The 24,567-nt window shown below is 61.7% G+C and carries 23 protein-coding genes; 11 read left to right on the top strand and 12 right to left on the bottom strand.

Going from position 1 to position 24,567, the window contains the following annotated elements:
- Positions 1-143: 143 nt before the first annotated feature.
- The 6 genes from HHJ18_RS12890 (at position 144) to HHJ18_RS12865 (ending at position 3,955) form a co-directional block, all read left to right on the top strand.
- Positions 144-1,253: a 3-deoxy-7-phosphoheptulonate synthase gene (locus HHJ18_RS12890; RefSeq protein ID WP_296915884.1), complete on the top strand. Its 1,110-nt coding sequence runs from the start codon at positions 144-146 to the stop codon at positions 1,251-1,253.
- Positions 1,250-2,041: a hydroxyacylglutathione hydrolase gene (locus HHJ18_RS12885; protein ID WP_296915882.1), complete on the top strand. Its 792-nt coding sequence runs from the start codon at positions 1,250-1,252 to the stop codon at positions 2,039-2,041. Before HHJ18_RS12890 ends, HHJ18_RS12885 begins: the two co-directional genes overlap by 4 nt.
- A 36-nt stretch (positions 2,042-2,077) precedes the next feature.
- The gene (locus tag HHJ18_RS12880) at positions 2,078-2,359 is read left to right on the top strand and encodes a DUF4389 domain-containing protein (RefSeq protein ID WP_296915881.1); all 282 of its coding nucleotides are present in this window, start codon (positions 2,078-2,080) and stop codon (positions 2,357-2,359) included.
- 34 nt (positions 2,360-2,393) lie between these two features.
- Positions 2,394-2,750, top strand: a complete 357-nt coding sequence (locus HHJ18_RS12875) for a VOC family protein (RefSeq protein WP_296915879.1) — start codon at positions 2,394-2,396, stop codon at positions 2,748-2,750.
- A gap of 126 nt (positions 2,751-2,876) precedes the next feature.
- Positions 2,877-3,290: a hypothetical protein gene (locus tag HHJ18_RS12870; RefSeq protein ID WP_296915878.1), complete on the top strand. Its 414-nt coding sequence runs from the start codon at positions 2,877-2,879 to the stop codon at positions 3,288-3,290.
- 341 nt (positions 3,291-3,631) lie between these two features.
- Positions 3,632-3,955 carry a toxin-antitoxin system HicB family antitoxin gene (locus tag HHJ18_RS12865; protein ID WP_296915876.1) on the top strand — a complete coding sequence of 108 codons (324 nt, stop codon included), beginning with the start codon at positions 3,632-3,634 and terminating at the stop codon, positions 3,953-3,955.
- 182 nt (positions 3,956-4,137) lie between these two features.
- On the opposite strand, the gene HHJ18_RS12860 is transcribed toward HHJ18_RS12865, so the two are convergent.
- The 3 genes from HHJ18_RS12860 to HHJ18_RS12850 all read right to left on the bottom strand — a co-directional run bounded on the left by HHJ18_RS12860 (position 4,138) and on the right by HHJ18_RS12850 (position 6,758).
- Positions 4,138-4,602 carry a hypothetical protein gene (locus tag HHJ18_RS12860; protein WP_296915873.1) on the bottom strand — a complete coding sequence of 155 codons (465 nt, stop codon included), beginning with the start codon at positions 4,600-4,602 and terminating at the stop codon, positions 4,138-4,140.
- Complete coding sequence (locus tag HHJ18_RS12855; RefSeq protein ID WP_296915872.1) at positions 4,595-5,233, bottom strand: serine protease; 639 nt, start codon at positions 5,231-5,233, stop codon at positions 4,595-4,597. The genes HHJ18_RS12860 and HHJ18_RS12855 overlap by 8 nt, the downstream gene beginning before the upstream one ends.
- Positions 5,234-5,570: 337 nt before the next feature.
- On the bottom strand, positions 5,571-6,758 hold the full coding sequence (locus tag HHJ18_RS12850) for a PLP-dependent aminotransferase family protein (protein ID WP_296915870.1): 1,188 nt from the start codon (positions 6,756-6,758) through the stop codon (positions 5,571-5,573).
- A gap of 266 nt (positions 6,759-7,024) precedes the next feature.
- Between HHJ18_RS12850 and HHJ18_RS12845 the strand changes: the two genes are divergently transcribed.
- Positions 7,025-11,779 carry an NAD-glutamate dehydrogenase gene (locus HHJ18_RS12845; RefSeq protein ID WP_296915868.1) on the top strand — a complete coding sequence of 1,585 codons (4,755 nt, stop codon included), beginning with the start codon at positions 7,025-7,027 and terminating at the stop codon, positions 11,777-11,779.
- A 21-nt stretch (positions 11,780-11,800) separates the two neighbouring features.
- Entirely contained in the window at positions 11,801-12,445 is a 645-nt protein-coding gene (gene nth, locus HHJ18_RS12840) for an endonuclease III (protein ID WP_296915866.1), read from the top strand.
- Between the two features lie 32 nt (positions 12,446-12,477).
- Here the strand turns inward: nth and HHJ18_RS12835 are convergent, their stop codons facing one another.
- The 4 genes from HHJ18_RS12835 to HHJ18_RS12820 form a co-directional block, all read right to left on the bottom strand.
- A complete protein-coding gene (locus tag HHJ18_RS12835) occupies positions 12,478-13,254 on the bottom strand; it encodes an enoyl-CoA hydratase/isomerase family protein (RefSeq protein ID WP_296915864.1) in 777 nt (258 codons plus the stop codon).
- On the bottom strand, positions 13,251-14,474 hold the full coding sequence (locus HHJ18_RS12830; RefSeq protein WP_296915862.1) for a CoA transferase: 1,224 nt from the start codon (positions 14,472-14,474) through the stop codon (positions 13,251-13,253). Before HHJ18_RS12830 ends, HHJ18_RS12835 begins: the two co-directional genes overlap by 4 nt.
- Complete coding sequence (locus tag HHJ18_RS12825) at positions 14,471-15,448, bottom strand: tripartite tricarboxylate transporter substrate binding protein (protein WP_296915861.1); 978 nt, start codon at positions 15,446-15,448, stop codon at positions 14,471-14,473. Before HHJ18_RS12825 ends, HHJ18_RS12830 begins: the two co-directional genes overlap by 4 nt.
- Before the next feature lie 91 nt (positions 15,449-15,539).
- Positions 15,540-16,760: an aminotransferase class V-fold PLP-dependent enzyme gene (locus HHJ18_RS12820; protein ID WP_296915859.1), complete on the bottom strand. Its 1,221-nt coding sequence runs from the start codon at positions 16,758-16,760 to the stop codon at positions 15,540-15,542.
- Positions 16,761-16,876: 116 nt separating this feature from the next.
- Between HHJ18_RS12820 and HHJ18_RS12815 the strand changes: the two genes are divergently transcribed.
- Together HHJ18_RS12815 and HHJ18_RS12810 are read left to right on the top strand one after the other, a co-directional pair.
- The gene (locus tag HHJ18_RS12815) at positions 16,877-17,590 is read left to right on the top strand and encodes a GntR family transcriptional regulator (protein WP_296915857.1); all 714 of its coding nucleotides are present in this window, start codon (positions 16,877-16,879) and stop codon (positions 17,588-17,590) included.
- Between the two features lie 28 nt (positions 17,591-17,618).
- Entirely contained in the window at positions 17,619-20,744 is a 3,126-nt protein-coding gene (locus tag HHJ18_RS12810) for an FAD-binding and (Fe-S)-binding domain-containing protein (protein ID WP_296915855.1), read from the top strand.
- 98 nt (positions 20,745-20,842) lie between these two features.
- Here HHJ18_RS12810 and HHJ18_RS12805 read toward each other — a convergent pair whose 3' ends face one another.
- Complete coding sequence (locus HHJ18_RS12805) at positions 20,843-21,394, bottom strand: hemerythrin domain-containing protein (RefSeq protein ID WP_296915853.1); 552 nt, start codon at positions 21,392-21,394, stop codon at positions 20,843-20,845.
- A gap of 111 nt (positions 21,395-21,505) precedes the next feature.
- Here HHJ18_RS12805 and HHJ18_RS12800 point away from each other — a divergent pair, with 111 nt between their 5' ends.
- Entirely contained in the window at positions 21,506-21,943 is a 438-nt protein-coding gene (locus HHJ18_RS12800; RefSeq protein WP_296915851.1) for a universal stress protein, read from the top strand.
- A 155-nt stretch (positions 21,944-22,098) separates the two neighbouring features.
- On the opposite strand, the gene HHJ18_RS12795 is transcribed toward HHJ18_RS12800, so the two are convergent.
- The 4 genes from HHJ18_RS12795 to HHJ18_RS12780 all read right to left on the bottom strand — a co-directional run bounded on the left by HHJ18_RS12795 (position 22,099) and on the right by HHJ18_RS12780 (position 24,381).
- Entirely contained in the window at positions 22,099-22,902 is an 804-nt protein-coding gene (locus tag HHJ18_RS12795) for an NYN domain-containing protein (RefSeq protein ID WP_296915849.1), read from the bottom strand.
- 84 nt (positions 22,903-22,986) lie between these two features.
- Positions 22,987-23,427, bottom strand: coding sequence for a thioredoxin TrxC (gene trxC / locus HHJ18_RS12790; protein ID WP_296915847.1), 441 nt, complete (start codon positions 23,425-23,427; stop codon positions 22,987-22,989).
- A gap of 164 nt (positions 23,428-23,591) precedes the next feature.
- The gene (locus HHJ18_RS12785) at positions 23,592-24,260 is read right to left on the bottom strand and encodes a DsbA family oxidoreductase (protein ID WP_296915845.1); all 669 of its coding nucleotides are present in this window, start codon (positions 24,258-24,260) and stop codon (positions 23,592-23,594) included.
- Positions 24,238-24,381 carry a hypothetical protein gene (locus HHJ18_RS12780; protein ID WP_296915842.1) on the bottom strand — a complete coding sequence of 48 codons (144 nt, stop codon included), beginning with the start codon at positions 24,379-24,381 and terminating at the stop codon, positions 24,238-24,240. The genes HHJ18_RS12785 and HHJ18_RS12780 overlap by 23 nt, the downstream gene beginning before the upstream one ends.
- Positions 24,382-24,567 lie beyond the last annotated feature (186 nt).

Raw genomic sequence — 24,567 nt, 5'->3', positions numbered from 1 at the left:
GCAGTCATCAGCCAACGCGGATGCCAAATCAGGTTCAGACTCACCTGTCACCCTTCCACCTTCCACCTTCCACCTTCCACCTTTCAACTGGCGTGGGCTATAAAGTAACGGTCTCAAGAAATCGATTCAACCACGGAGTTTTCATGCCGACACCCATCTCGGACGTTCACATTGCCCGCGCAGACCCGCTGCCGGAGCCCCGGCTGCTGCGTGCCGAACTGCCGGCGGGCGAGGCCGAGGCCGCGTTTATCGCTGCGTCGCGCGTCGCCACCCGCGCCATCCTGCGCGGCGAAGATGAGCGGCTGCTGGTGGTGGTCGGCCCCTGCTCGGTGCACGAGCCCGCGTCGGCGCTGGAGTATGCGGCCCAGCTGCGCCAGGTCGCCAGCCGCCTTGGCGATTCGCTGCTGCTGGTGATGCGCGTTTACTTTGAAAAACCGCGCACCCGCATGGGCTGGAAAGGCCTGATTTACGACCCGGGCCTGGACGGCCAGGGCGACATTGGCGAAGGGCTGCGGGCCGCCCGGCGCCTCTTGCTGGAGTGCGCGCGTTTGCAGGTGCCGGCCGCCTCGGAAATCCTCGACCTGGTGACGCCCCAGTATTACGCCGAGCTGCTGACCTGGGGCGCCATTGGCGCGCGCACGGTCGAAAGCCCGCTGCACCGGCAGATGGCTTCGGCCCTGTCGGCGCCTGTGGGCTTTAAAAACGCCACCAACGGCAGCGTGGCCGCCGCCATAGACGCCATCCATGTGGCCGCCCAGTCGCACCGCTTTCCGACCATTTCACTTGAAGGCAAAGCCATCGTCATCACCACCACCGGCAACCCCGACGGCCACCTGGTGCTGCGCGGCGCCAGCGACGGGCCCAACCACGAGGCCGCCAGCGTGGCCCGCGCCACTGCAGCGCTCGCCCAGTCCGGCCTGCCGGCGCGGCTGATGATCGACTGCAGCCACGGCAACAGCAACAAGGACTATTCCAGGCAGCCCGCCGTTGCGGCCGACATCGCGCAGCAGGTCGCCAGCGGCTCCATCGGCATTTGTGGCCTGATGATTGAGAGCCACCTGGTCGAAGGCCGGCAGGACATCGTCGCTGGCCGCCAGGGCCTGCGTTATGGGCAGAGCGTGACCGACGCCTGCATAGGATGGGACGCCACCGTGGCCGTGCTGGAACAGCTGGCCGACGCCGTGCGCCAGCGCCGCGGGGCAGGTCCTAGAATGAACTGCTTACCCGCAACCACTCCCTGGAGCCCGCGATGATCGTCGAACGCATCTGGACCGCCAACGCCTACCGCAACTTCAACTACCTGATCGCCTGCCCCGAGACCGGCGAAGCGCTTGCGATTGACCCGCTGGACCATGAAAAAACGCTGGCCACCGCTAAGGTCAAGGGTTGGCAGATCACCCAGGTTCTCAACACCCACGAGCACCACGACCACACCGGCGGCAACGAAGCCGTGATCGCGGCCACCGGCGCCAAGCTGATCGCCCATCACCGCGCCGGCGGGCGCATCGCCGGCGTGGACCGGGGCGTCAAAGCCGGCGACGTAATCAAAGTAGGCAAAACGGTAGAACTCGAATGCCTGGACACGCCCGGCCACACCCTGTGCCATGTCTGCCTGCGCTCGCACACCGAGCAGCCCGCGCTGTTTTCGGGCGACACGCTGTTTAACGCCGGCGCCGGCAACGTGCACAACGGTGGCGACATCAACGCCATGTATGCCACCTTCGCGGAACAACTGGCCCGGCTGCCCGACAACACCCTGGTCTATCCCGGCCACGACTACATCGAGAACAACCTCAAATTCACCCTGGCGCGCGAGCCCGACAACGCCGCCGCAAAAGCCCTGCTGCCAAGCGTGACCGACCATGACCCGGCGCGCTCCGCCGTCACCACGCTGGCGCAAGAAAAGCTAATCAACACCTTCTTTCGCCTGAGCAGCGCCAGCGTCATCGCCAGGCTGCGCGAAAACTTCCCCGACCTGCCGGACCAGCCAGACGCCAAAACCGTATTCACAAAGCTGCGGGAGCTGCGCAACCAGTGGTGAGCGGCCGCTATTTAACCCAACCTGAAGGATGCCGCCATGACAGACAACGCCCTGGTCACCATTGCACCGCGCAAACTCTGGCTGCGCGCCCTGCTGATGCTGCTAATGTGTATTGCCTTCCAGCTGGCCACCTGGGTGCTGATCGCTGTCGCCCTGCTGCAACTGGTGTTTGCCATCTTCAGCGACGCACCCAACCCGCGCCTGCAAGGTTTTGGCCGCAGCGTGGGCCGCTACCTGGCGCAGATCGCGGCCTTTGTATCCTTCGCCACCGAAGCCTTACCCTTCCCCTTCAGCGACTGGCCGCTGGCTGATCTGTGAAGAAAATACAGACTGCGACCACCAAGGATTTGCTATGCCCTCCTTGCCTGAAAACTGCCGCATCAACTACATCGAGCTGAACGTGCGCGACCTGGACCAGGCCAAAGCCTTTTACGGCCAGGCTTTCGGCTGGACCTTTACCGATTACGGCCCGCAGTACGCCGAGTTTTCGGACGGCGCGATGAAAGGCGGCCTGACGACGATGGAGCCGCCCTCGCCCGTCGGCGGCCCGCTGGTCATCCTCTATGCCGACAAACTCGAAGCCGCGCGCGACAGCGTGCTGGCGGCCGGCGGCGCTATCTGCCGCGAGATCTATTCCTTTCCGGGCGGGCGTCGCTTTCACTTCAAGGATGCGGACGGCTACGAGTTGGCGGTCTGGAGTAAGAATTGAGCCTTGAATGCGCGCGATCCGCTGCCATGAGCAGCCCGGCTTTCGCGCGGTGCGGCAATTGCAAACGCTCGATCGCGTGGCCATGCTGATGGTTTGCGAACGGCCAGCACGGGAGCCATAGTGCGCATGCCATCACGCCGCGCCAGTCGCGCCGCCCTGGCCTTCATCTTTCTGTGGTTCTTGCTGGGCGGCATCGCGCACTTCGTTTTCACCGAAGCCGAAATGCGCATCGTGCCGCCCTACATCCCCTGGCCGCGCGGCGCGGTGCTGGTCAGCGGCGCTTTCGAAATGCTGGGCGCCGTTGCCCTGCTGTGGCCGCCCAGCCGGCGCGCCGCCGCCTGGGGACTGTTCGCCCTGACGCTGGCGGTGACCCCGGCGCACATCTACATGCTGCAGCAGCCTGGGCTTTTTCCGTCTGTGCCTTACTGGGCGCTGGTGTTGCGGCTGCCGCTGCAGGTGGCTTTGCTGGCGCTGATTGCGTGGATTGCGTTGCGGCCTGTTGCTTCGTCATCTCCTGCAGCGCCGCCATCGCGGGTTTGATTCGGGATTGAGGCTGGCTGAATTGGAGTTTTGGCTGATTTTTAGATTAAATAGGGCTCTAGACCGAGTGGATCGGGCTAGAGAAGCTATTATTTTTATAGCACTCAGCTTTCGCCGACGACTCAATCATCGTGATCTGCGGACATCGCAAAAGCACGGGGAAAAAGTTATCCATTTCTCCAGTAACAACGATAAATCGCAGTAACTTAGATAAACCTCAGTAACTTCGATAGAAATTGAAGCTGCCCTGCAGCTGCCAATATCCAGAACCCGAAAGGCAAGGCCAAGCCTTACCAGGTCCGGCAAGTCCTGCAATCCATTGACAAACTGAAAGGTAAATCATGAACATCAACCACTACACCTACCGCGTCTCATGGTCGCTCGAAGACGACGAGCATCTGGGTCTGTGCGCTGAATTTCCTTCGCTAAGCTGGCTGGCAAAAACCCCTGAGGCCGCGTTCAAAAATATTGGAAAAGTCGTCGCCGACGTGGTGGCCGACATGCAGGCCAGTAATGAGCCCGTGCCCGTGCCCACGGCTGAAAAGCATTACAGCGGTCAGTTCAGGGTTAGCATACCGCCGCAGCTTCACCGCAACCTGGCATTGATGGCGGCGGAGCAAGGGGTTAGTTTGAACCGGCTGGCGAGTGCGAAGCTAGCGGCTTGAGGGCACTTGGAGCCCCCAATAAGCCTCCATATGCTGAAATCACGGCACAAGCCGCCGGCTTCGAACTCTGCCAAGACAATATGACCGAATTGCTCCCGGTGACTTCTTTTTAGTTCGAGCCACTGCTGGCGCCCCAAGCCTGTTGATGATGAGAACTGGGAGGTTCGGATTGACGGGCGATATTAAGCGCTCACCATAGGGCCGGGGTGATTGACTAGACACCAAGCGTTTCGTCCGACTTTGAGGAAGCACATCAATGCCAAAGTTACAGCGCCCACTACTACCCCGAGTGCCAGATGGAATGACGCGGCTACGGCTGTAGCGATCACCGTGATGGTGTTCTTGATAGTAAGTAGTCCGTCCGCTCGCTCTCCAGAGTATCTTGTGGAATTCGTGCAGAAAAGGTCATAAATTTCACCTTTTATGGCTGACCATAAACTATTACCCGAGGAATTTCCTGTCGACGTCAAAAAAAGGAAACCAGCATTCGCTTGTTCTCCGGTAAGCGCCGTTCCTAATCGATCAAAGTCAGCTTCCGTCGGGTCTTTCAAGTCGAGGGCAGATGTCACTTGAATCCGCTGGTGGGCAGGAACCAGATCAGCGATCACCTCCCGAAACTTGTCAGCATCAAAAGTTAGCTCATCCATTTAGGCCCTCACTTTTCATGAGTTGCAGTCCATAGCGGATGGCCGTGGCGTATGAAATAGTGCTCTCGGTTCCGAGGGCATGGTTCCCAATTCGGATTCCGCCACCATTACCCGTGGGACTGAATCTACCGCTAACGATTCCGATGATTTGACCTGTGCCGACATCAATTAAGGGGCCACCACTATTACCTGCCTCAACCATGGCGTCGAACTGAAACTGTTTCGTACCAGCAGCAGAAATGACTTTCGAGCTGATTACACCGCCCGACACCTTAAGTGCGTGCTGCCCGGAATGGGCATACGGAAAACCTAGATAACAAATGCTTGCGCCTACCGGTGTCTGGTCTTCATCGCCGAATAAGTTCGCCGGTACAAGGGCGGTAGCAGACTCAGCAATTCTTAGTAGTGCGGCATCGTTAACGGCGTCATATTGGGCAACGGTCACTGATATAGCGTTAACACGCTCCAAATGGGATGGATTGAACTGATCGATCGGCAGTGGTGGAATAAAACAAAGCTGATCGGTTAGGTTGATGGAATGCGCACATGTCAGCAAGTAGCCTTTAGCATGGCATAAGAATGCACTCCCAATCACATCAATAGTCCCTTCACTCGACTTGCGTCCGAGCATGACGCATCCTCCACCGTGATGCTTTGCAACGTTTCTGAGCATTTGAATCCTCCATGGTTTCGCCCCGTTCATATAACACGGGGGCTATAAATACAAAGAACACATAGTAAGGGGTTCACTACAACTACTCTCATCTAATTCGATGACGAGCGCATGAAGAGCTGGCTGCGGCGACGCGTATCACACGCCATTCATGCACGGCGGAAAGTGGCTTTGCCAAAACGCCACAGCAAAAAGGGCACTCACTATAAGAACGCCCCATCCCCAAGTAATTGGCTCCCCATGCTGGGCTCGACCACGACCATTAAGGCGGATTCAACAATGCCAGAGCAGCTGCTTAAATCGCCTTCCCCAACCTCCCGACGCCCTCTTCAATCTTCCCAACATCCGCAGTAGCAAAGCTGAGCCTGAAAGTAGCCACATCCGGATCAGCCGCATAAAACGGCGCCCCCGGCACAAAGGCCACGCCCTTTTCAATCGCGCGCTTGGCAAACTCGCCGGCGTCTTTCGTATTGCCGCCGGCCCCCGTCAACCGCACCCAAAAGAATAAGCCGCCCTGCGGTTGCGTGAACTCAATTGCGTCGCCCAGTTCGCGTTTCAGCGCGGCGCCCATCGCAACAGCCCGCTCGCCATACACCTTGCGCACATTCGCCAGCGTGGCGGGCATGCGCCCGGCCTTCAAGTAATGCGCAGCGGTCGCTTGGGCAAACGTGCTGGTATGCGCGTCGCTGAACTGCTTGCACATGGTGGCTTTGGCCAGCAGTTCGGCCGGGGCAATCATCCAGCCTACGCGCAGGCCGGGGCTTAGCACTTTGCTCAGGCTGCCGCAGTGCGCGATCAATTCACGGCTGCCGGGCACGTCTTTGCTGAGTGACAGGATGCTCGGCGGCGGCGCTTTATTGAAGTAGAGGTCGCCATAGGGGTCGTCTTCGACGATCAGCGTCTGGTACTTCACGGCCAGCTCCAGCACCTTTTTGCGGCGCTCCAGGCTTAGCGTGGCGCCGCTGGGGTTGCCGAAGGTGGGGATCAGGTAGACAAACTTTGGCTTGTGTTCGGCGATGAGTTTTTCGAGTTCGTCGGTCTTCACGCCGTCGGCGTCTATCGGCGCGCTGATCAGTTCTGCGCCATAAAGGCGAAAGCACTGGATGGTGGCTAAAAAGGTGGGCGCTTCGACTATCACCTTGTCGCCGGGGCTGATCATGGTTTTGCCGAGCAAATCAAGTGCCTGCTGGCTGCCGGTGGTGACGATCAGGCCCTCGGGGCTGACGTCTACGCCCTTGCTTTTCATGAAGGCGGAGAGTTGTTCGCGCAGCGGGTTGTAGCCTTCGGTGGCGCCGTATTGCAGCGCGGCGCCGGGCTCTTGCGTCAGCGCCAGGTTCACCGCCTCCTTGATGCCGGCCACGTCGAACATGGCGCTGTCTGGAAAGCCGCCGGCAAAGCTGATGATGCCGGGCTTGCCTAGCAGCTTGAACAGCTCGCGGATGGCGGAGGTTTCTACGTTGTTGAGGCGGTCGGCAAATTGCATGGGAGCCCAGTAGAGAAAAGTTAGGGATGAATTGAGAAAGGGGTAGCGGACCATGGTAACCAAAGTTTCCGCGCAAAGTTCCAGGCGACAGCCGCCGACGCGGGCCCGTGGCCACAGCCGATGCAACTCCGGCATGAGACCATGCTTTGCCCCTGCGGAAGTCATCCCCAGACCACCGGCAGGCCTAGAATCTTCGTACCCATTCGTCCCCTTCCGTACCCGTTCTTACAAAGAACGAAAACAAGAAAACAACCGCCGGAGACACCATGAACCACTCACCGCTTGCAGATCTGCTGGCCTATACCGCCGAGCATGCCGGGTCCAATACCAAACGGCTTTCCGAGTTTGTCTCGGCCTACTTTGAAAACACCGACCCGGACGAAATTCTTGCGCGCGGGCCGGCCACGCTGTTTGGCATTGCCAGCGCCCACTGGCGTTTGCTGGATGCGCCCCGCGCCAGCCAGAGCGCCCGGATACGGGTGTTCAACCCGACGCTGGGAGAAGACGGTTTTGTCAGCGACCACACCTCGGTCCAGATCGTGCACGACAACATGCCCTTCCTGGTCGATTCGGTCACCATGGCGATCAACCGCAGTGGCCGCACGGCCCACTGGATCGTGCACCCCCTGCTGCGCGTGGCCCGCAATGCGCAGGGTCGTCCAGAGACGGTCAGCAGCGTGGCGGGCGGCAGCGCCACCGCACCAGACGCGCCTATCGAGTCGCTCATCATGGTGGAATGCGACCGCATTCTGGGCGCCGCAGATCGCGATGCGCTGGGCCGTGATCTGGACGGGGTGCTGGGCGACGTCAGGGCCGCGGTGCAGGACTGGCGCGCCATGATTGAGCGGGTTCAGGCCCTGGAATCGGAGGTGGAGCGCTCGCAGCTGTCGTCCACCAGCAAGCAGGAAGGCCTTGAATTTTTGCGTTGGCTGCAAGACCGGCATTTCACTTTTCTGGGTGCGCGCGACTATGACATGCAGCGCGATGGCGACACCGTCAGCCTGATCGCGCGGCCCGACTCTGGCCTGGGTATACTGCGCGGCGTGCCGCAAACGGCGGCGTCGCGCCTGCCGCCAGAGGCCGTGGCCTTGCTGGCAACCGACGAACTGGTGCTGATCACCAAGGCCATGACGCGCGCCACCGTGCACCGTCCCGCCTGGCTGGACTACATCGCGGTCAGGCGCTTTGACGACAGCGGCAAGATAGTCGGCGAGGCCCGTTTTCTGGGGCTTTACACCTCGACCGCCTATGCCGCCGCTGTGACCGATATTCCGCAGGTGCGGCGGCGTGCGGCCGACGTGATCGCCGGCGCGGGGGTGGTGCCTGAGAGCCACGCCGCCAAGTCGCTGCAGTCCATCCTCGACGTCTACCCGCGCGACGAATTGTTCCAGATCGATACCGCCACGTTGGCCGAGCATGCCATCGGCATCTTGCGGCTACAAGAGCGCCAGCGCACCCGGCTGTTCCTGCGCCGCGACCCGTTTGGCCGCTTTACCTCAGCCCAGGTCTTTGTGCCGCGTGACCGCTACAACACCGAGCTGCGCGTGAAGATTGGCAACGAGCTGATGGCGGCGCTGGACGGCCAGTCGCTCGAATTCACGCCCATGCTGACAGACAACCCGCTGGCGCGCATCCACTACCTGGTGCGCGCCAAAGAGCGCGCGCCCATGAGCGTTGACCTGCGCGCGCTTGAGGCGCGGCTGGCGCGGCTGGCCGAGCGCTGGGAAGACGAATGCACCAGCGAACTGCTGCGCTTGCACGGCGAGGGGCCGGGGCTGGCGCTGGCGCACCGCTTTGCCAGTTCATTCCCCACGGCCTACCGTGAGGATTTTTCTGCGGCGGTGGCGGCTGAAGACGCCGACATGCTGGCCAGCCTGAGCCCCGCCTCGCCGCTGGCGGTCAAGCTGTACCGCCCGCTTGACGCCGGCGAAGGCCTGCTGCGGCTGAAGATCTACAACACCTCCAAAGTCCCGCTGTCGGACTCGCTGCCGGTGCTAGAGCGCATGGGCGCCCGGGTGCTTGACGAGCATCCCTATCAAATCGGCAGCGACAACCTGTGGATTCACGACCTGGGCTTGCAACTGCCGGCCAGTACCGATCTGGCCACTGTCAGGGCCCGCTTTGAAGACCTGTTTGCGCAAGCCTGGCGCGGCGAGGTGGAAAGCGACGACCTGAACCGGCTGGTGCTGACGACGGCACTCGACGCGCGCGCCATTGCCGTGCTGCGCGCCTACACGCGCTACTTCAAGCAACTGGGTTTTGCCTTCAGCCAAAGCTACATCGAGGCCACGCTGAATAACAACGCGGGCATTGCAGAAAGACTGCTGGAGCTGTTCAACGCGCGCTTCGACCCGGCCCTTCCCGGTAATCGCGATGAAGCCCAGCAACGGCTAACGCAGCAGATCGAGGCCGATCTGGGCGCGGTGGCCAGCCTGGACGAAGACCGCATCCTGCGCCAGTTCTTTCTTACGCTGCGTGCCACCCTGCGCACCAACGCGTGGCAACAAACTGCGACCGGCCAAGCCAAACCTTACCTGGCGCTCAAGCTCAACCCGCGCGAAGTGCCCGGCGTGCCCGAGCCCAAGCCGCTGTTTGAAATATGGGTCTATTCGCCGCGCGTCGAAGGCGTGCATCTGCGCGGCGGCAAGGTGGCGCGCGGCGGCCTGCGCTGGTCTGACCGCCGGGAAGACTTCCGCACCGAAGTGCTGGGGCTGGTCAAGGCCCAGCAGGTCAAGAACACCGTGATAGTGCCGGTTGGATCCAAGGGCGGCTTCGTGCTCAAGAACGCCCCGCCGTCCAGCAACCGGCCCGCATATCAGGCCGAGGGCGTGGCCTGCTACAAGCTCTTTCTCTCGGGCCTGCTGGACCTGACCGACAACGTGGTGAAGGGCACGGTGGTGCCGCCGGCCAATGTGGTGCGGCATGACGAGGACGACCCCTACCTGGTGGTGGCGGCCGACAAGGGCACGGCCACCTTTTCCGACATTGCCAACAGTGTGTCGGCCGACTATGGCTTCTGGCTGGGGGACGCTTTTGCCTCGGGCGGCTCGGTCGGCTACGACCACAAGAAAATGGGCATCACGGCGCGCGGCGCCTGGGAATCCGTCAAGCGCCACTTCCGCTCCTTGTCGATCAACACCCAAACGACGCCGTTCACGGTGGCGGGCATCGGCGACATGTCGGGCGACGTGTTTGGCAACGGTATGCTGCTGTCCGAGCACATCGGGCTGGTGGCGGCGTTTGACCACCGCCACATCTTTATCGATCCCACGCCCGATGCGGCGCGCTCTTTTGCCGAGCGGCAGCGCCTGTTTGCGCTGCCCCAATCAAGCTGGGACGACTACGACAAAAGCCTGATTTCCCTGGGTGGCGGCGTGTATGCGCGCTCGGCCAAGGCCATCCGCTTGAGCCCGCAAGCCCGCGCCGCGCTGGGCATCGAGGCCGCCGAGCTGGCCCCGGTCGAGTTGCTGCGGGCCATCTTGCTGGCGCCAGTGGACCTGCTCTACAACGGCGGTATCGGCACCTATGTCAAAGCCAGTTTTGAGAGTCACGCCCAGGTGGGCGACAAGGCCGGCGACGCGTATCGCGTCAACGGTAACGAGCTGCGCTGCAAGGTGCTGGCCGAGGGCGGCAACCTGGGCTGCACGCAAAACGGCCGCGTCGAATATGCGCGCAAGGGCGGCCTGATCTACACCGATGCCATCGACAACTCGGCCGGTGTTGACTGCTCCGACCACGAGGTCAACATCAAGATCCTGCTGGGCAGCGTGGTGGAAGCGGGCGACTTGACGCTGAAGCAGCGCAACGACCTGCTGGCCTCGATGACGGACGAGGTTGGCCTGCTGGTGCTGACCGACAACTACTACCAGACGCAGGCGCTCAACGTCGCCAGCCATCGCCCGCTGTACGTGCTGGACGGGCAGCAACGGCTGATGCAGTGGCTTGAAAATGCCGGGCGCCTGAACCGCGCGCTGGAGTTTCTGCCCAGCGACGAAGAAATTGCGCTGCGCAAGGCCAAGAAGTCCGGACTCACGGCACCCGAAGGTGCGGTGGTGCTGGCCTACGCCAAGATGTCGGTGTTCGACGAGCTGTTGGCCAGCAACTTGCCGGACGACCCGTACTACAGCCGTGCGCTCAAGGCCTACTTCCCCAGGGTTCTGACCGAGAAATTCGGCGCGGCCATTGCCAGCCACCCGCTCAAGCGCGAGATCATCGCCACCGTCATCACCAACACGGTGCTCAACCGCACCGGCGCGACCTTCGTCAACTACATCGCGTCGGAGTCGGGCGCGACAGCGGCCGACGTGATTCGCGCCTTCACACTGGCGCGCGAAATCTTCGACCTGGAAGCGCTGTGGGATCAGATCGACGCGCTGGACTACCAGATAGAGGCAACACTGCAGCTAAGCCTGCTGTCAAAACTGATGGCCATTGCCCAGCGCGCGTCGCGCTGGATGTTGCGCGTGCGCACCCAGAGCACCGATCTGCCGACTCTGATTGAGCGCTACCAGCCGGCCGCGCGCGAGCTGCGCGCCCATCTGGCGGACTGGCTGCCGGCACCCGCCCACTCGCGCTGGGAGCAGGCGACGCAGGCACTGGTGCAGGCCGGCGTGGCGCCGGCGCTGGCGCAAAACCTGTCAGCACTCGATTTCATCTTCCCGGCACTCGACCTGGTCGATCTGGCGCAAAACGCCAGTACCGGGCTGGAGCAGGCGGCGCGCGCTTATTTTGGTGTGGACGCCGAACTCGGCCTGACGCTCTGGCGCGCGGAAATCAAGCGCTTGCCCGCCGACACGCTGTGGCAAACCCAGGCCCGTGGCAGCGCGCGCGACGACGTTTATTCGATCGCCAGCCAGATCACCCAAGGCCTGTTGTCGCGTGGCGAAGATCTGGCGGCCTGGCAGGCCCAAAACGCGCAGTCGATTGAACGCCTGCGCCAGATGCTGACCAGCATCAGCACCCAGAGCGCAGACCTGGCACCGGTTTCGGTGGCGCTGCGCGAACTGCGTCACCTGGCCTGAGCGGCGGCGCTGTCAGCCCCCATGAAACAGGACTACATCGAGCCCTTTTTTGCGACGCTCAAGGCCGCCAACCCGATGCCGGTGACCGAGCTTGAATACACCAGCGTGTTTGAGCTGTTGGCCGCCGTGCTGTTAAGTGCGCAGGCCACTGACGTGGGCGTGAACAAGGCCACGCGCAAACTGTTTGTGAAGGCCAACACGCCACAGGCGATTCTTGATCTGGGGCCGGAAGGTCTGGAGGGCTATATCAAGACCATTGGTCTTTACCGCAGCAAAGCCAGACACCTGATGCAAGCCTGCCGCATGCTGGTGGACTTGCACGGCGGGCAGGTGCCACGCACGCTCGAGGCGCTGCAAGCCCTGCCCGGCGTGGGCCGCAAAACTGCCAACGTGGTGCTGAACTCGGCTTTTGGCGAGGCCGTGATGGCGGTTGACACACACATTTTTCGCGTCAGTAACCGCACCGGCCTGGCCCCCGGTAAAACCCCGGTGGAAGTGGAAATGAGGCTGATGCAGCGCGTACCCGCCGAGTACCTGCTGGACGCCCACCATTGGCTGATCCTGCACGGGCGTTATGTCTGCATCGCGCGCAAGCCGCTGTGCTGGCAATGCGCGGTGGCGCCCTTTTGCGACTACAAACCCAAGACCGAGCCGCCGCCTGCCTGAAGAAGGGCTCGGTCAGCCTTGTTAGACGCAGCTTATTCCCCGCTCCAGACAGGAGGACGCTTGCTCACAAACGCATCAACGCCCTCCCGAAAATCATTGCTGCCATAACAACGGCGGATCAAATCTTCATCAGCCGGCGAGTTCTGACTCACCAGCCGGCGCAGGCCTTCCTTGGACACGCTTTGCGTGACGGGCGCCAGCGTCCCAAGACGTTCGCACAGCCGGGCCAACACAGCTTCGATTTCGCCAGCCTCGCTGATCTGCAGCAGAAAACCGCAATTCAGCGCTTCCTCGGGGACAAGCACCTCCGCCAGCATCAGCATGCGCCTGACGCGCGGTATCCCGAATACGGCGCTCAGCCGGGCAAGATTGGCCACCGACAAACAGTTGCCCAATGTTTTGGCAATCGGCACGCCAAAACGGGACGCAGGCGTCGCAATGCGGAAATCGCAGGCCGTGGCAATCGCCAGGCCGCCGCCAATTGCCCAGCCCTCAATCGCGGCCACAGTGGGCATGCGCAGCGTTTCCAACTGCTGGATGCACTGGTCGATCTGCCGCTCGTAGGCCACGCCGTCATCGCCACTGTGAAAGGCCTTGAACTGTTCGATGTCGGTGCCAGCCACGAAGGCTTCACCGCCGGCGCCGCGAAACGTGACCACGCGGACCGCAGCATCGGCCTGCAACTGCTCGCAGATCTTGCCCAGTTGCTCGTACATCGCCCAGGTCATGGCATTGCGCGCCCGGGGACGGTCAAACGTCACCGAAGCCACACCGCCCTGGATGCTCAGGCGAGTCGTACCTTCGCTCATGGCGCGAACGCGCCCTGCGCTTCGAGTTCGGCCTGCTCATCGGCGCTGATACCCAGTTCGGCCAGCACTTCGGCGTTGTGCTCGCCCAGTAGCGGCGGATGGCGGCGCACCTGCTGCGGCGTGCCCGAGAGCTTGACCGCAAAGCCGATGTTGGGCACCGTGCCTTCAATCGGGTGGTCAATCTCCATTCGCATTTCGCGCGCCCGGCCGTGCTCGCTCTCGAACGCTTGCGGATAGGTGAGGATGGGGCCGGCCGGAATGCCTGCCGCCAGCAGCGTGTCTACCCAGTAATCTTTGGGCTGCTGGCGAAAGCTGCGCTCCAGCTCCTCCTCCAGCGTGGCCCGGTTGGCCAGCCGCAGCGAGATGGTGGAAAAGCGCGCGTCCTCGGCCAGATCAGGCCGATGAATCAACGCGCACAGCTTGAGCCACAACTTCTGGTTGTTGGCGCCCATCACGAAATAGCCGTCGGCGCTGGCCATGGCCTGGTAAGGCGCGGTCATCTTGTTGGCCGTTCCCAGCGGCTCGGGCGGCTTGCCGGTGCCCCAGTAGTCGCAGATGTCCCAGACCGAAAACGCCAGCGCCGAGTCGAACAGCGACGCATCGATGTACTGGCCCTGGCCCGTGGTCTTGGCGCCGATGTAGGCTGACAACGTGCCGTAAATCGCAAACAGGGCGCAGCCGATGTCGGCCACCGGCACGCCGGCCTTGACCGGCGGGCCGCCCGGGTAGCCGGTCACGCTCATCACGCCGGACATGGCCTGCGCCATCAAGTCAAAGCCCGGGCGGTCGGCCCAGGGACCGGTCTGGCCGAAGCCGGAAATGCTGGTGTAAATGAGCCGTGGGTTGATCTCCTTAAGCACGTCGTAGCCCAGGCCCAGGCGCTTCATGGCGCCGGGACGGTAGTTCTCGATCAGGATGTCGGCGTCCTTCACCATACGCAGCAGCAATTCGCGTCCGGCATCGGACTTGAGGTTGAGCGCGACGCTGCGCTTGTTGCGGTTCATGTTGAGAAAGCCCATGGAATCGGGGCCCTTCATCTTGAAACCCATGGCGCCACGGGTTTGGTCGCCGCCGCCGGGCGGCTCGATCTTGATGACGTCGGCGCCCAGGTCGGCCAGCAGCATGCAGGCATACGGGCCGGCCATGACCTGGCTGATGTCCAGCACACGGACGCCGGCAAGCGGCAGGGGGCGCTTTTCCCCGCTGTCCATGCCACTCATGCGTCACCCTTCACATTGGCCTCTTTCACGACCTTGGCCCATTTCTTCGACTCAAGCTTGATGAAATCCGCAAACTTTTCAGTCGAACCGCCGCCATCCTCGGCGCCATACTGCTCGAACTTTTCAGCCACGTCGGGCATCTGCAGCACCTTGTTGATGTCCTCGTTCATGCGTCTGGCTAGCGGCGCAGGCAGCTTACCGGGACCAACCAGGCCATACCAGGTAGTGGCCTCGAAGCCCGGAAAACCCGATTCGGCCATGGTGGGCACATTCGGATGCCCCGTGGCGCGCTTCTGGCGTGTTTGCGCGATGGCAATCGCCTTGCCGCTTTTGACGTGAGGCGTGGCCGCTGTCATGGTGTCAAAGCTGTAGTTGATCTGGCCGCCGATCAGATCGGTCAGCATCGGGCCAGAGCCCTTGTAAGGCACATGAATGGCATCGATTTTGGCCGCCAGCTTGAACATCTCCAGCGCCAGGTGCTGCGCCGAACCATTGCCGGCCGAACCGAAACTTATCTTGCCCGGATTCTTTCTGCAAAGTTCGACCACGTCCTTGACGGTGCGCGCCTGCTGCTGCTCATTGCAGATCAGCAAATTGGGCGTCACGCCCACCAGCACGACAGGCGTGAAGTCGTTCTCCACGTTGTAGGTCATTTTTGGCGTCAATGCAGGCGCAATGGCATGGCTATTGATGTGTGCCATCAACAGCGTGCTGCCGTCGCTGGGCTGCTTGGCGACGTAATCGGCGGCAATCATGCCGGCCGCGCCGGCCTTGTTTTCGACCAGCACAGTGGTGTTCCATATCACCGAGAGCTTCTGTGCGATGACGCGCGCCAGAATGTCGGTGCCACCGCCCGGCGCGAAGCCGACGATGATGCGGATCGCCCCGCTAGGCAGGTTCTGCGCCCACAGCATGGGTGCGGCCAGTGTGGCCACCGTGGCGGTTGTGGCATTGATAAAAGTTCTACGATGCATGATTTTGTCTCCATAATTAAACAAAAAGGCCTATAGACCTTACAGCACAATCGCTACCAGCTATTAATTTGATAGCAAATTGATTGTCGGCTCAAGCCGCCCTGCGCTCTGGCACAACAGCGGCATGGCTTGAAAAGTGATCCATCGCCGCCAGCACGCCCGAGCCCGCCAGCTTCACGCCGGAGAGCTTCAAACCCATCTCGCAGCCGCTCAAGGCCGCCATCAGCGTCAGGTCGTTGCAGTCGCCCAGGTGGCCGATGCGGAACATCCTGCCTTTGACCTTGCCCAGGCCGGTGCCCAGTGAACAGTCAAAGCGCTGGTAAATGATCTTGCGCACGGCATCGGCATCCACGCCTTCGGGCGTCATCACGCCGGTCAACACGGGCGAATACAGCGACGCATCGGCGCACTGGATCTGCAGTCCCCAGGCCTTGACGGCGGCGCGCACGCCCTCGCCCCAGCGCTGATGCCGGGCAAACACGGCCTGCAGTCCGTGTTCAAGCAACATGTCGCAGGATTCGCTCAGCGCATAGAGCAAGTTGGTGTTGGGCGTGGACGGCCAGTAGCCGGCCTTGTTCATCTCGATGATCTCGTCCCAGGCCCAGAAAGCCTTGGGCAGCGTGGCCTTTTTGCTGGCTTCAATCGCCTTGGCCGACGGCACGTTAAAGCTGATGCCGGGCGGCAGCATCAAGCCTTTTTGCGAGCCGCTGATGCTCACGTCCACGCCCCATTCGTCGTGGCGGTAATCGGCCGAGGCCAGGCCCGAAATGGTATCTACCAGCAGCAGCGCCGGGTGCCTGGCGGCATCCATCGCCCTGCGCACGGCAGCGATGTTGCTGGTGACGCCGGTACTGGTTTCGTTGTGCACCACGCAGACCGCCTTGATGCTGTGTTGCGTATCGAGCTTCAGGCGCTCTTCAATCAGGCTGGCCTGCACGCCATGGCGCCAAGCTTGCGCACCGGGGGTACCAATCACCTCGGTTTTCAGGCCCAGCCGCGCGGCCAGCTTTTGCCACAACGCGGCAAAGTGACCGGTTTCATACATCAGCACAGGGTCGCCCGCGCTCAGCGTGTTGACCAACGCGGCTTCCCAGGCGCCGGTGCCAGACGCCGGGTAAATGATGACGGGCTGCGAGGTCTGGAAAATTTTCCGCATATCGGCCAGCACCTTCAGGCCGAGCACCGCAAATTCGGGGCCGCGGTGGTCAATGGTGGGCAGGCTCATGGCCCGCAGGATGCGGTCGGGCACCGGCGACGGACCGGGTATCTGCAAAAAATGTCGTCCTGTGGGGTGAAAGTCGAGCATCAACATGACGGGCTACTCCTGAATGAAGAAGCTATTTTTTGCATGCAAAATTTATTTGTCAACAAGTCCTAGGGTTAACGATTGATTTGACAGCCTTATTTTTTGCATACAAAATTTAACCCATGTCAGCTGAAATCATTTCCATCGCCCCCAAGACTCGGGTTCCGCGGGCTGCCCTGCACGAACAGGCAGCGCACCGTTTGCGCCAGATGCTGGTCGAAAACCGCGTCGCGCCCGGTGCCAAACTCAATGAGCGGGCGCTCAGTGAAGAACTCAAGGTATCGCGCACGCCACTGCGGGAAGCCATCAAGATGCTTGCCGCCGAAGGCCTGGTCGAGTTGTTGCCCAATCGCGGGGCGATTGCGCTGGCACTCAGCGAAGCCGATGTGCTCAACACCTTTGAGGTCATGGCCGGGCTGGAAGCCCAATCGGGTGAACTGGCGGCCCAGCGCATCAGCGACGCCGAGCTGGCTGAAGTCAAGGCCATGCACTTTGAAATGCTGGCCGCCTACACGCGCCGTGACCTGCCCAACTATTACCGGCTGAATGCGGCCATCCACAACGCCATCAACGCGGCGGCCAAAAACCCGGTGCTCACCGCTACTTACCAGCAACTCAATGCACGGCTGCAGGCACTGCGTTTTAGCTCGAACAAGGACGAAGAAAAATGGCAGACCGCCATGCAGGAGCATGAGCGGATGATCAGCGCCCTGGCCGCGCGCGATGCCGCCGCCATGCGCAGCGTGCTGCTGACGCACCTCGGCAACAAGCGCGATGTGGTGGTCCAGCAGCTGCGCGCCGCTGCTGCCGCAAGCCGGCCGCTTGCAAAGGCCTGATTAAAAAAGCACTGACACACCAGCCACAATGACAGCCCCCCTGCCCCTGAAAATCACCCGCGAAACGGCGGCCCAGGCCTACGACGAGGTGGCGCGCGCCAGCAATGAAGTGGCGGGCCGGCTGGCGGCGCGGCTGGCGGCGCAAACGCAGGGCGAGGTGCTGTTCTCAGCCGCCGACCGTGGCCGTTACGCCACCGATGCGTCGATCTACCAGGTCATGCCGGTAGGCGTATTCGTGCCGCGCTCGGCAGATGAGGTGAAGACCGCACTGGATATTTGCCGCGATCTGCAGGTGCCAATAGTTCCGCGCGGCGGCGGTACCAGCCAGTGCGGCCAGACCGTGGGTGCGGGCCTGGTGATTGACCACAGCAAGCATGTGCGCAAGCTGCTAAACCTGGACCTGACGCAGCGCAGCGCCGAGGTCGAGCCCGGCATGGTGCTGGATCACCTGAATGCTGCATTGAAATCACACGGTTTGTGGTACCCGGTCGATGTGTCCACCAGCGCGCAAGCCACGCTGGGGGGCATGGCCGGCAACAATTCCTGCGGCAGCCGAAGCATCGCCTACGGCAACATGGTGCACAACGTGCTGGGCGCCACCGCTTGGCGCTCCGACGGCAGCCTTTTGGCCCTTGGGCGTTACGACAAGGCCAGCGGCGCGGCGCGGCAACTAGGCGACTACATCAAGACCCTGTCCGACCAGCTAGCGCCGCAACTGCAGGCGCACTGGCCCAAAGTGCTGCGCCGCGTGGGAGGCTACAACCTGGACATCTTCAACAACCAGAACGAAAGGCCCTACACGACGGACGGCTCAGTCAATTTGGCGCACCTGCTGGTGGGTAGCGAAGGCACGCTGGCGCTGACCCGGTCATTGAAGTTGTCGCTTTGCGAATTGCCGCGCGCCAAGGTGCTGGGCGTGGTTAACTTCCCGACGTTTTACCAGGCCATGGATTCGGCCCAGCACATCGTCAAGTTGGCGAATTCGGACGGACGCGGCGGCGCGACCGGGACGGCAACCCTGACGGCCGTTGAACTGGTAGACCGCACCATGATCGAGCTGTCGCTGCAAAACCCGGCTTTTGCAGCCACCGTCAAGACGGCGCTGATCGGCCGGCCCGACGCCATTTTGCTGGTTGAATTTTCAGGCAACTCCAAGGCTGATCTCCTTCCAAAAATTAAGCAGCTGGTGGAGTTAATGGGCGACCTGGGCTTGCCCGGTTCGGTGGTCGAAATGATTGACGACGCGCCGCAGAAAAACCTGTGGGAAGTGCGCAAGGCCGGACTCAACATCATGATGAGCCTCAAGGGCGACGGCAAGCCGGTCAGCTTTATTGAAGACTGCGCCGTGCCGCTGGAGCACCTGGCTGAATACACCGACGCGCTCACACAGGTTTTCAGAAAACACGGCAGCAAAGGCACCTGGTACGCCCACGCGTCGGTCGGTACGCTGCATGTGCGGCCGATTCTGGACATGCGCCGCGAGGGGGCCAGCAAAATGCGGGCCATTGCCGAAGAGGCCTCGGCCCTGGTGCGCCACTACAAGGGCGCCTACAGCGGCGAGCACGGCGACGGCCTGTGCCGAGGCGAATGGATTGAATGGCAGTTTGGCCCGCAGATCACGCAGGCGTTTGCGCAGATCAAAAACTTTTTGGACCCGCTCAATCTGCTCTGCCCGCAGCGCATCGTCAACCCGCCCAAGATGGACGACACCCGCTTGATGCGCTTTGCGCCCGGCTACCGGGTCATCCCGATCAAGACCGCGCTGGACTGGAGCGCCTGGAACGTGCAAAACAACCCGCTGACCGAGCAAACCAGCGCCCCCGGCAGCGGTGGCGACCCGGCCCAGGGCTTTGCCAAGGCCGTCGAAATGTGCAACAACAACGGCCACTGCAGGAAATTCGACGCTGGCACCATGTGCCCGAGCTACCGCGTCACGCGCGATGAAAAGCATTTGACGCGGGGCCGCGCCAACACGCTGCGCCTGGCACTCTCTGGTCAGTTGGGTGGGCAGCTTGAAGGCACCAAGGCCGAAGACGCCTTCACCAGCGAAGCGGTCAAAGAGGCTTTGGAACTGTGCGTCAGCTGCAAGGGCTGCAAGCGCGACTGCCCCACCGGCGTCGACATGGCCAAAATGAAGATCGAGTTTTTGCACCACTACAAGGCAAGACACGGCTACACATTGCAAGACAAGCTGGTGGCCTATCTGCCCGACTACGCCCGCTGGGCCAGCCGGCTGGCGCCGCTACTCAATCTGCGCGACAAAATCCCCGGCCTGGCCGCCTTGAGCGAAAAGCTGACCGGCCTGTCGGCCAGGCGCACCCTGCCGCAGTGGAAGAGCAAAAACTTCTTCAACTCGGCGCCCACCAGCGCGACGCGCGAAGAGGTTTTAGGCGCCAGCAAACCGGTCGTGCTGTTCGTCGACACATTCAACGGCTACTTTGAGTCGGACAACGCCAGTGCCGCATTAAAAGTGCTGCAAGCGGCCGGCTACACGGTGCATGTTGCTACTAAAAAAGTATCAGACGGCAAAAGCCTGTGCTGCGGTCGCACTTACCTGGCCAGCGGCATGGTGGATCAAGCCAAAGCCAAGGCACGCGAACTGGTCACGGCGCTGCTGCCTTTTGCCGAAAGAGGCATCGCAATCGTCGGACTGGAGCCCTCTTGCCTGTTAACGATGCGCGACGAAATACTGGTGATGGGCCTGGATGAATTGAATCAGGCCGCGCAAACCATCAGCCGCCACGCCCTGCTGCTGGAAGAATTTTTGGCGCGCGAGGCCGCCGCCGGCAAGCTGGAAGCGCTCAAGGCCAGGCTCAAGCCCGCCACGCAGGCCATCTTGCTGCACGGCCACTGCCACCAGAAAGCGTTTGGCGCGGTCAGCCCCATGCTGGACGTACTCAAACTGATTCCGGGTGCGCAACCTGAATTGATCGAATCGAGCTGCTGCGGCATGGCGGGCAGCTTTGGCTACGAGGCCAGCCACTACGAGGTCTCCATGCAAATGGCCGAACTCAGCTTGCTGCCCGCGGTGCGCCAGCAACCCGATGCCATCGTGGTGGCCGACGGCACCAGTTGCCGCCATCAGATCCGAGACGGCGCGCAGCGCGAAGCGATTCATGTGGCACTGCTGCTGGCGCGGCAGCTGCAACACTGAAAAAGCGGCAATTTCCGGAGAAAATAAGGCTCTAGCCCAATAAAAACAGGCGCAAATAGCTATGTTTTTTATAGCAAATAAGTCATCATGACGCAGCGTTAAATATGCCCCACCGTCAGAGGTGCATGCCGCAAATGCAGCGCCAGGCCCAGCGCCGCCATGTGGTTGCCATCGCGGCCCAGGATGCGCTCGGCAAGTGGAAAAAAGCGCTCCTCCTCGTAACGGGCATGCGCCAGGTAGGCTCGCACCAAGGCATGCACCTCCTTATGGTCCAGATCGACCGGTTCGGCTTTGGTGGCGGCCTTGACGGCCGGCTCCAGCTTTTTCCAGCGCGCTTCGATGTCGCGGTGCTCCGCAGTCAGACGCTGCACCATGGCCTGGACGCGCAAGACTTCTGCGCCCTTGGCAGCGCTGCGCAGCACGGCCGGAAACAGCTCGTTTTCCTCGTCCGCATGGTGCTCATGCACCGAGAGCTTGAACAGCGCCAGCGTGCTGGCCGCTACCTCGCGCGCCTGCACGGCGGCCGCCAGCAGCACCGGCAATTGCGCCAGGGCGTGCAGCTTCGAAACAATGCCCAGATGGCATTGCGAAAAATTGGCCAGCGGTTTATTGCAGTTGCGCGGAGTTCGGGAAGCCGTATGCGTAGACATTGTTTTAATATAGGGCGCCCAAGGTGCGTGGATGTTGACCCACATCAAGAAAGACGACGCGCGCTGGCGGCAAGATCAAGACTCATTAATCAGCTTGAAAACGAGATAACCATGTTCAAACACATTTTGCTCGCCACCGATGGCTCCGCCGCGTCCGAACACGCAGCGCAATTGGCGGTCGAGCTGGCCCGCACCCACGGCGCCAGCCTGACGGCGCTTTATGTGGTCGACCCATACCCGTATCTGTCTATCGGCGAGACCAACCCGCTGGGCTTCCAAGCCTACATGTCGGCTGCCCAGGAGCACGCGGCGCAGGCCCACGCCAAGGTCGCGGCCTTGTGCCAAGTCGAGCCGCCCATTGCCTTGCAAGTGCGGCTGGTCGAAGACGTGACGGCTTCATCTGGCATCGTGCAGTCCGCCATCAGCGAGGGCGCCGACCTGATTGTGGTGGGCTCGCACGGCCGCACCGGCATGAGCCGGATCATGCTGGGCAGCGTCGCCGCCAAGGTGGTGGCCGAGTCGCGGCTGCCCGTACTGGTGGCGCGCTAAGGTTAGCCAAGGGGGCCGGCAATGTCGCCTCAATCGGAGTTGATAGTAAAAATAGGCCTGTAGCCCAATAGATACGGGCGAATGCAGCTATATTTTTTATAGCATCAAACGGCCACTGGCTGTGCCGGTGTGGCGCGCCGGACGCTCTGCTAGTATCAGCGCAAGCGCACCAGCTGGTCCGCCTCGCCGTCCTTCACGTCCACCAAGGCAGCGAAGGCTGTGAGCAAGGCCAGAAAATCAGCGTGGCCGTGTTCCCGGAGATCAAAGGTCGGGTCGAGCCGTTTTATCATGGGCCAGATAGCCGCCTGATTGACCCAAGCATCTCCCTTGGCTTCAGCCAGCAGGCGCAGCGCCCGCTGGAAGATTTCTGCTGCAGGAGTAGCCATTGCCGATTGATCTTGCTGCGCCGGTGAAAGCGTGGACTGCGGCAAGCCCTCCACCAGATTCTCGTAATAGCGAAACGCGTGGCAGCTTTTGGCCCAGTGGCGGTTGGTCGCCTTGCGCGCGCCGACACCAATCAATGTGCGGCCGGCTGCCTTGACCTTTTGGGACAGCGGCATGAAATCGCTGTCACCGCTGACGATGATGACGGTGCCGATGTGGTCAAAGCGGCCCATGTCTTCCATGGCGTCCAGACACAGCTTGATATCGGCCCCATTTTTGGCCGTACCGCCGGGGGGAAACAGCTGGATCAGCTCGACGGCGCTTTGCAGCAGCGCATCGCGGTAACGGCTGAAGTACTGCCAGTTGCAGTAGGCCCGATCAATCGCGATGGGGCCAAACGAGGCAGCCAGTTCAACCACCGCCTGCACGTCAATCAGCGGCTCCTGCACCTTGAAGCGGTTGTCCTGCTTGCTGTAAGCGCCCTCCTGCCTGGCCTCGCACAGGCTGGCATGCAGGTTCTCGAAGTCCCAATACAGTGCAACCGATTGATCTTGTTCGCTGGCGCGCTTGAGCATGTGAATCCCTTGTGTGAGGCTGCCATGCTACCGCGCCGCGGCAGTGCGCCAGTCAGTTCGCGCGAAGGGTGACAGCCGCAAATTTCAGCGCGGCTGCGACTGCGCCCAGCGCACGATATCTGCGGCAACGGTCAGGGCGCCGGGTTGGCGCGCTACCTCACGGCCGCCCACGAACAGCGCCAGGGTCGGAATGCTGCGAATGTTAAAGCGCGTGCCCAAGCTGGCCGCCGCCTCAGTGTTGACCTTGACCAGCCGAAAGTTTGGCTCCAGCTGCGCCGCAGCTTGCTCGAACGCGGGCGCCATGGCACGGCACGGACCACACCAGGGCGCCCAAAAGTCCACCAGCACGGGGATCTCGTTGCGGCTGATGTGCCGGTCAAAACCGGCTTCGTCCAGCGCCACCGGGTGGCCATTGAACAGCGGCTGCTTGCATTTGCCGCAGTCCGGCGCACTGCCCAGCTGGTCGGTGCGAACGCGATTGGTGGTGTGGCAGTGTGGGCAGACAAGGTGCAGTGATTCGCTCATGCCTTGCAGCTTGGGACCGGCGCTGCCATTTCAAGCGCCAAGCCGTCTATTGGCAGCAGACCGTATAAGTCGCCTGACGCGGGGACGCTACAAGAATCATAAATAACAGCCGCTAGCCCAATGGAATCGGGCGCAAGCAGCTATTAATTCAATAGCAAACAGTTCTAGCCCGCCGCCGCAATCTGGCGCAGCGCCTGCTCAAAGACCTCTACGGGCTGGCCGCCCGAGATCAGATGGCGCTCATTGATGATGACTGCCGGCACAGAATGAACGCCCTGGTTCAGGTAAAACTGCTCGCGCTCGCGCACCTCGTCGGCGTAGCGGTCAGAGGCCAGAATTTCTCGGGCCAGCGTCGCATCCAGACCCACCTCGGCGGCCGCGCGCACCAACACCTCGTGCGAGGCGGGGCTTTGTCCCTCGGTGAAATAAGCCTTGAACAGCGCTTCTTTCAGCGCCTTTTGTTTGCCCGCGCCTTGCAACTCGGCCCAGTGCAGCAAACGGTGCGCGTCAAAGGTGTTGTAGATGCGGTGGCGCCCACCACCGGGCTCATTGGGCCCGCTGAACTTGAAGCCCAACTCGGCGCCGCGCGCGCGAATGTTCTCGCGGTTGGCATCCGCCTGCATCGGCGTGATGCCGTACTTTTGCGTGATGTGCTCGGTAATATCCTGGCCTTCCGCAGCCATGCCGGGATTGAGTTCAAACGGCTGAAAATGCAGATCGGCGTTGATATCGCTGCCGACGCGCGCCAGGGCCTGGTCGAGCGCCTGCAGGCCAATCACACACCAGGGGCATGAGATGTCGGAAACAAAATCAATTTTGAGCGTTGTAGGCATGGTTGTGCTTTAGAAGAAATTCAAAAATCACGATGTCATTTGTATTTTGCTGCAATGGCGCCAGGCGCGTGCTATTGGGCAGCTTCGTCCAGACGCCATCAAGGGTGATCGCGCCCCACATGTTGGGCCCTTGGCAGAGTGGTCGTGACTGTGCAAATGGTCCGATAGCCGAGCCCGCACTATTTCGACCAAGCGTTTGATAGCAAGCTTGATGTTGCCTGTCTCAACCAGGAAGTGAAAATATAAGGGCGCGGCGCATCAATTTCTAAGCTTGGGTAGGTCTGCACTGACAGGCATCAGCGCCTGC

It is taken from the genome of Polaromonas sp., assembly GCF_012927455.1.
Taxonomy (GTDB): Bacteria; Pseudomonadota; Gammaproteobacteria; order Burkholderiales; family Burkholderiaceae_C; genus Polaromonas.
This window is presented reverse-complemented; position numbering and strand designations above follow the sequence as displayed.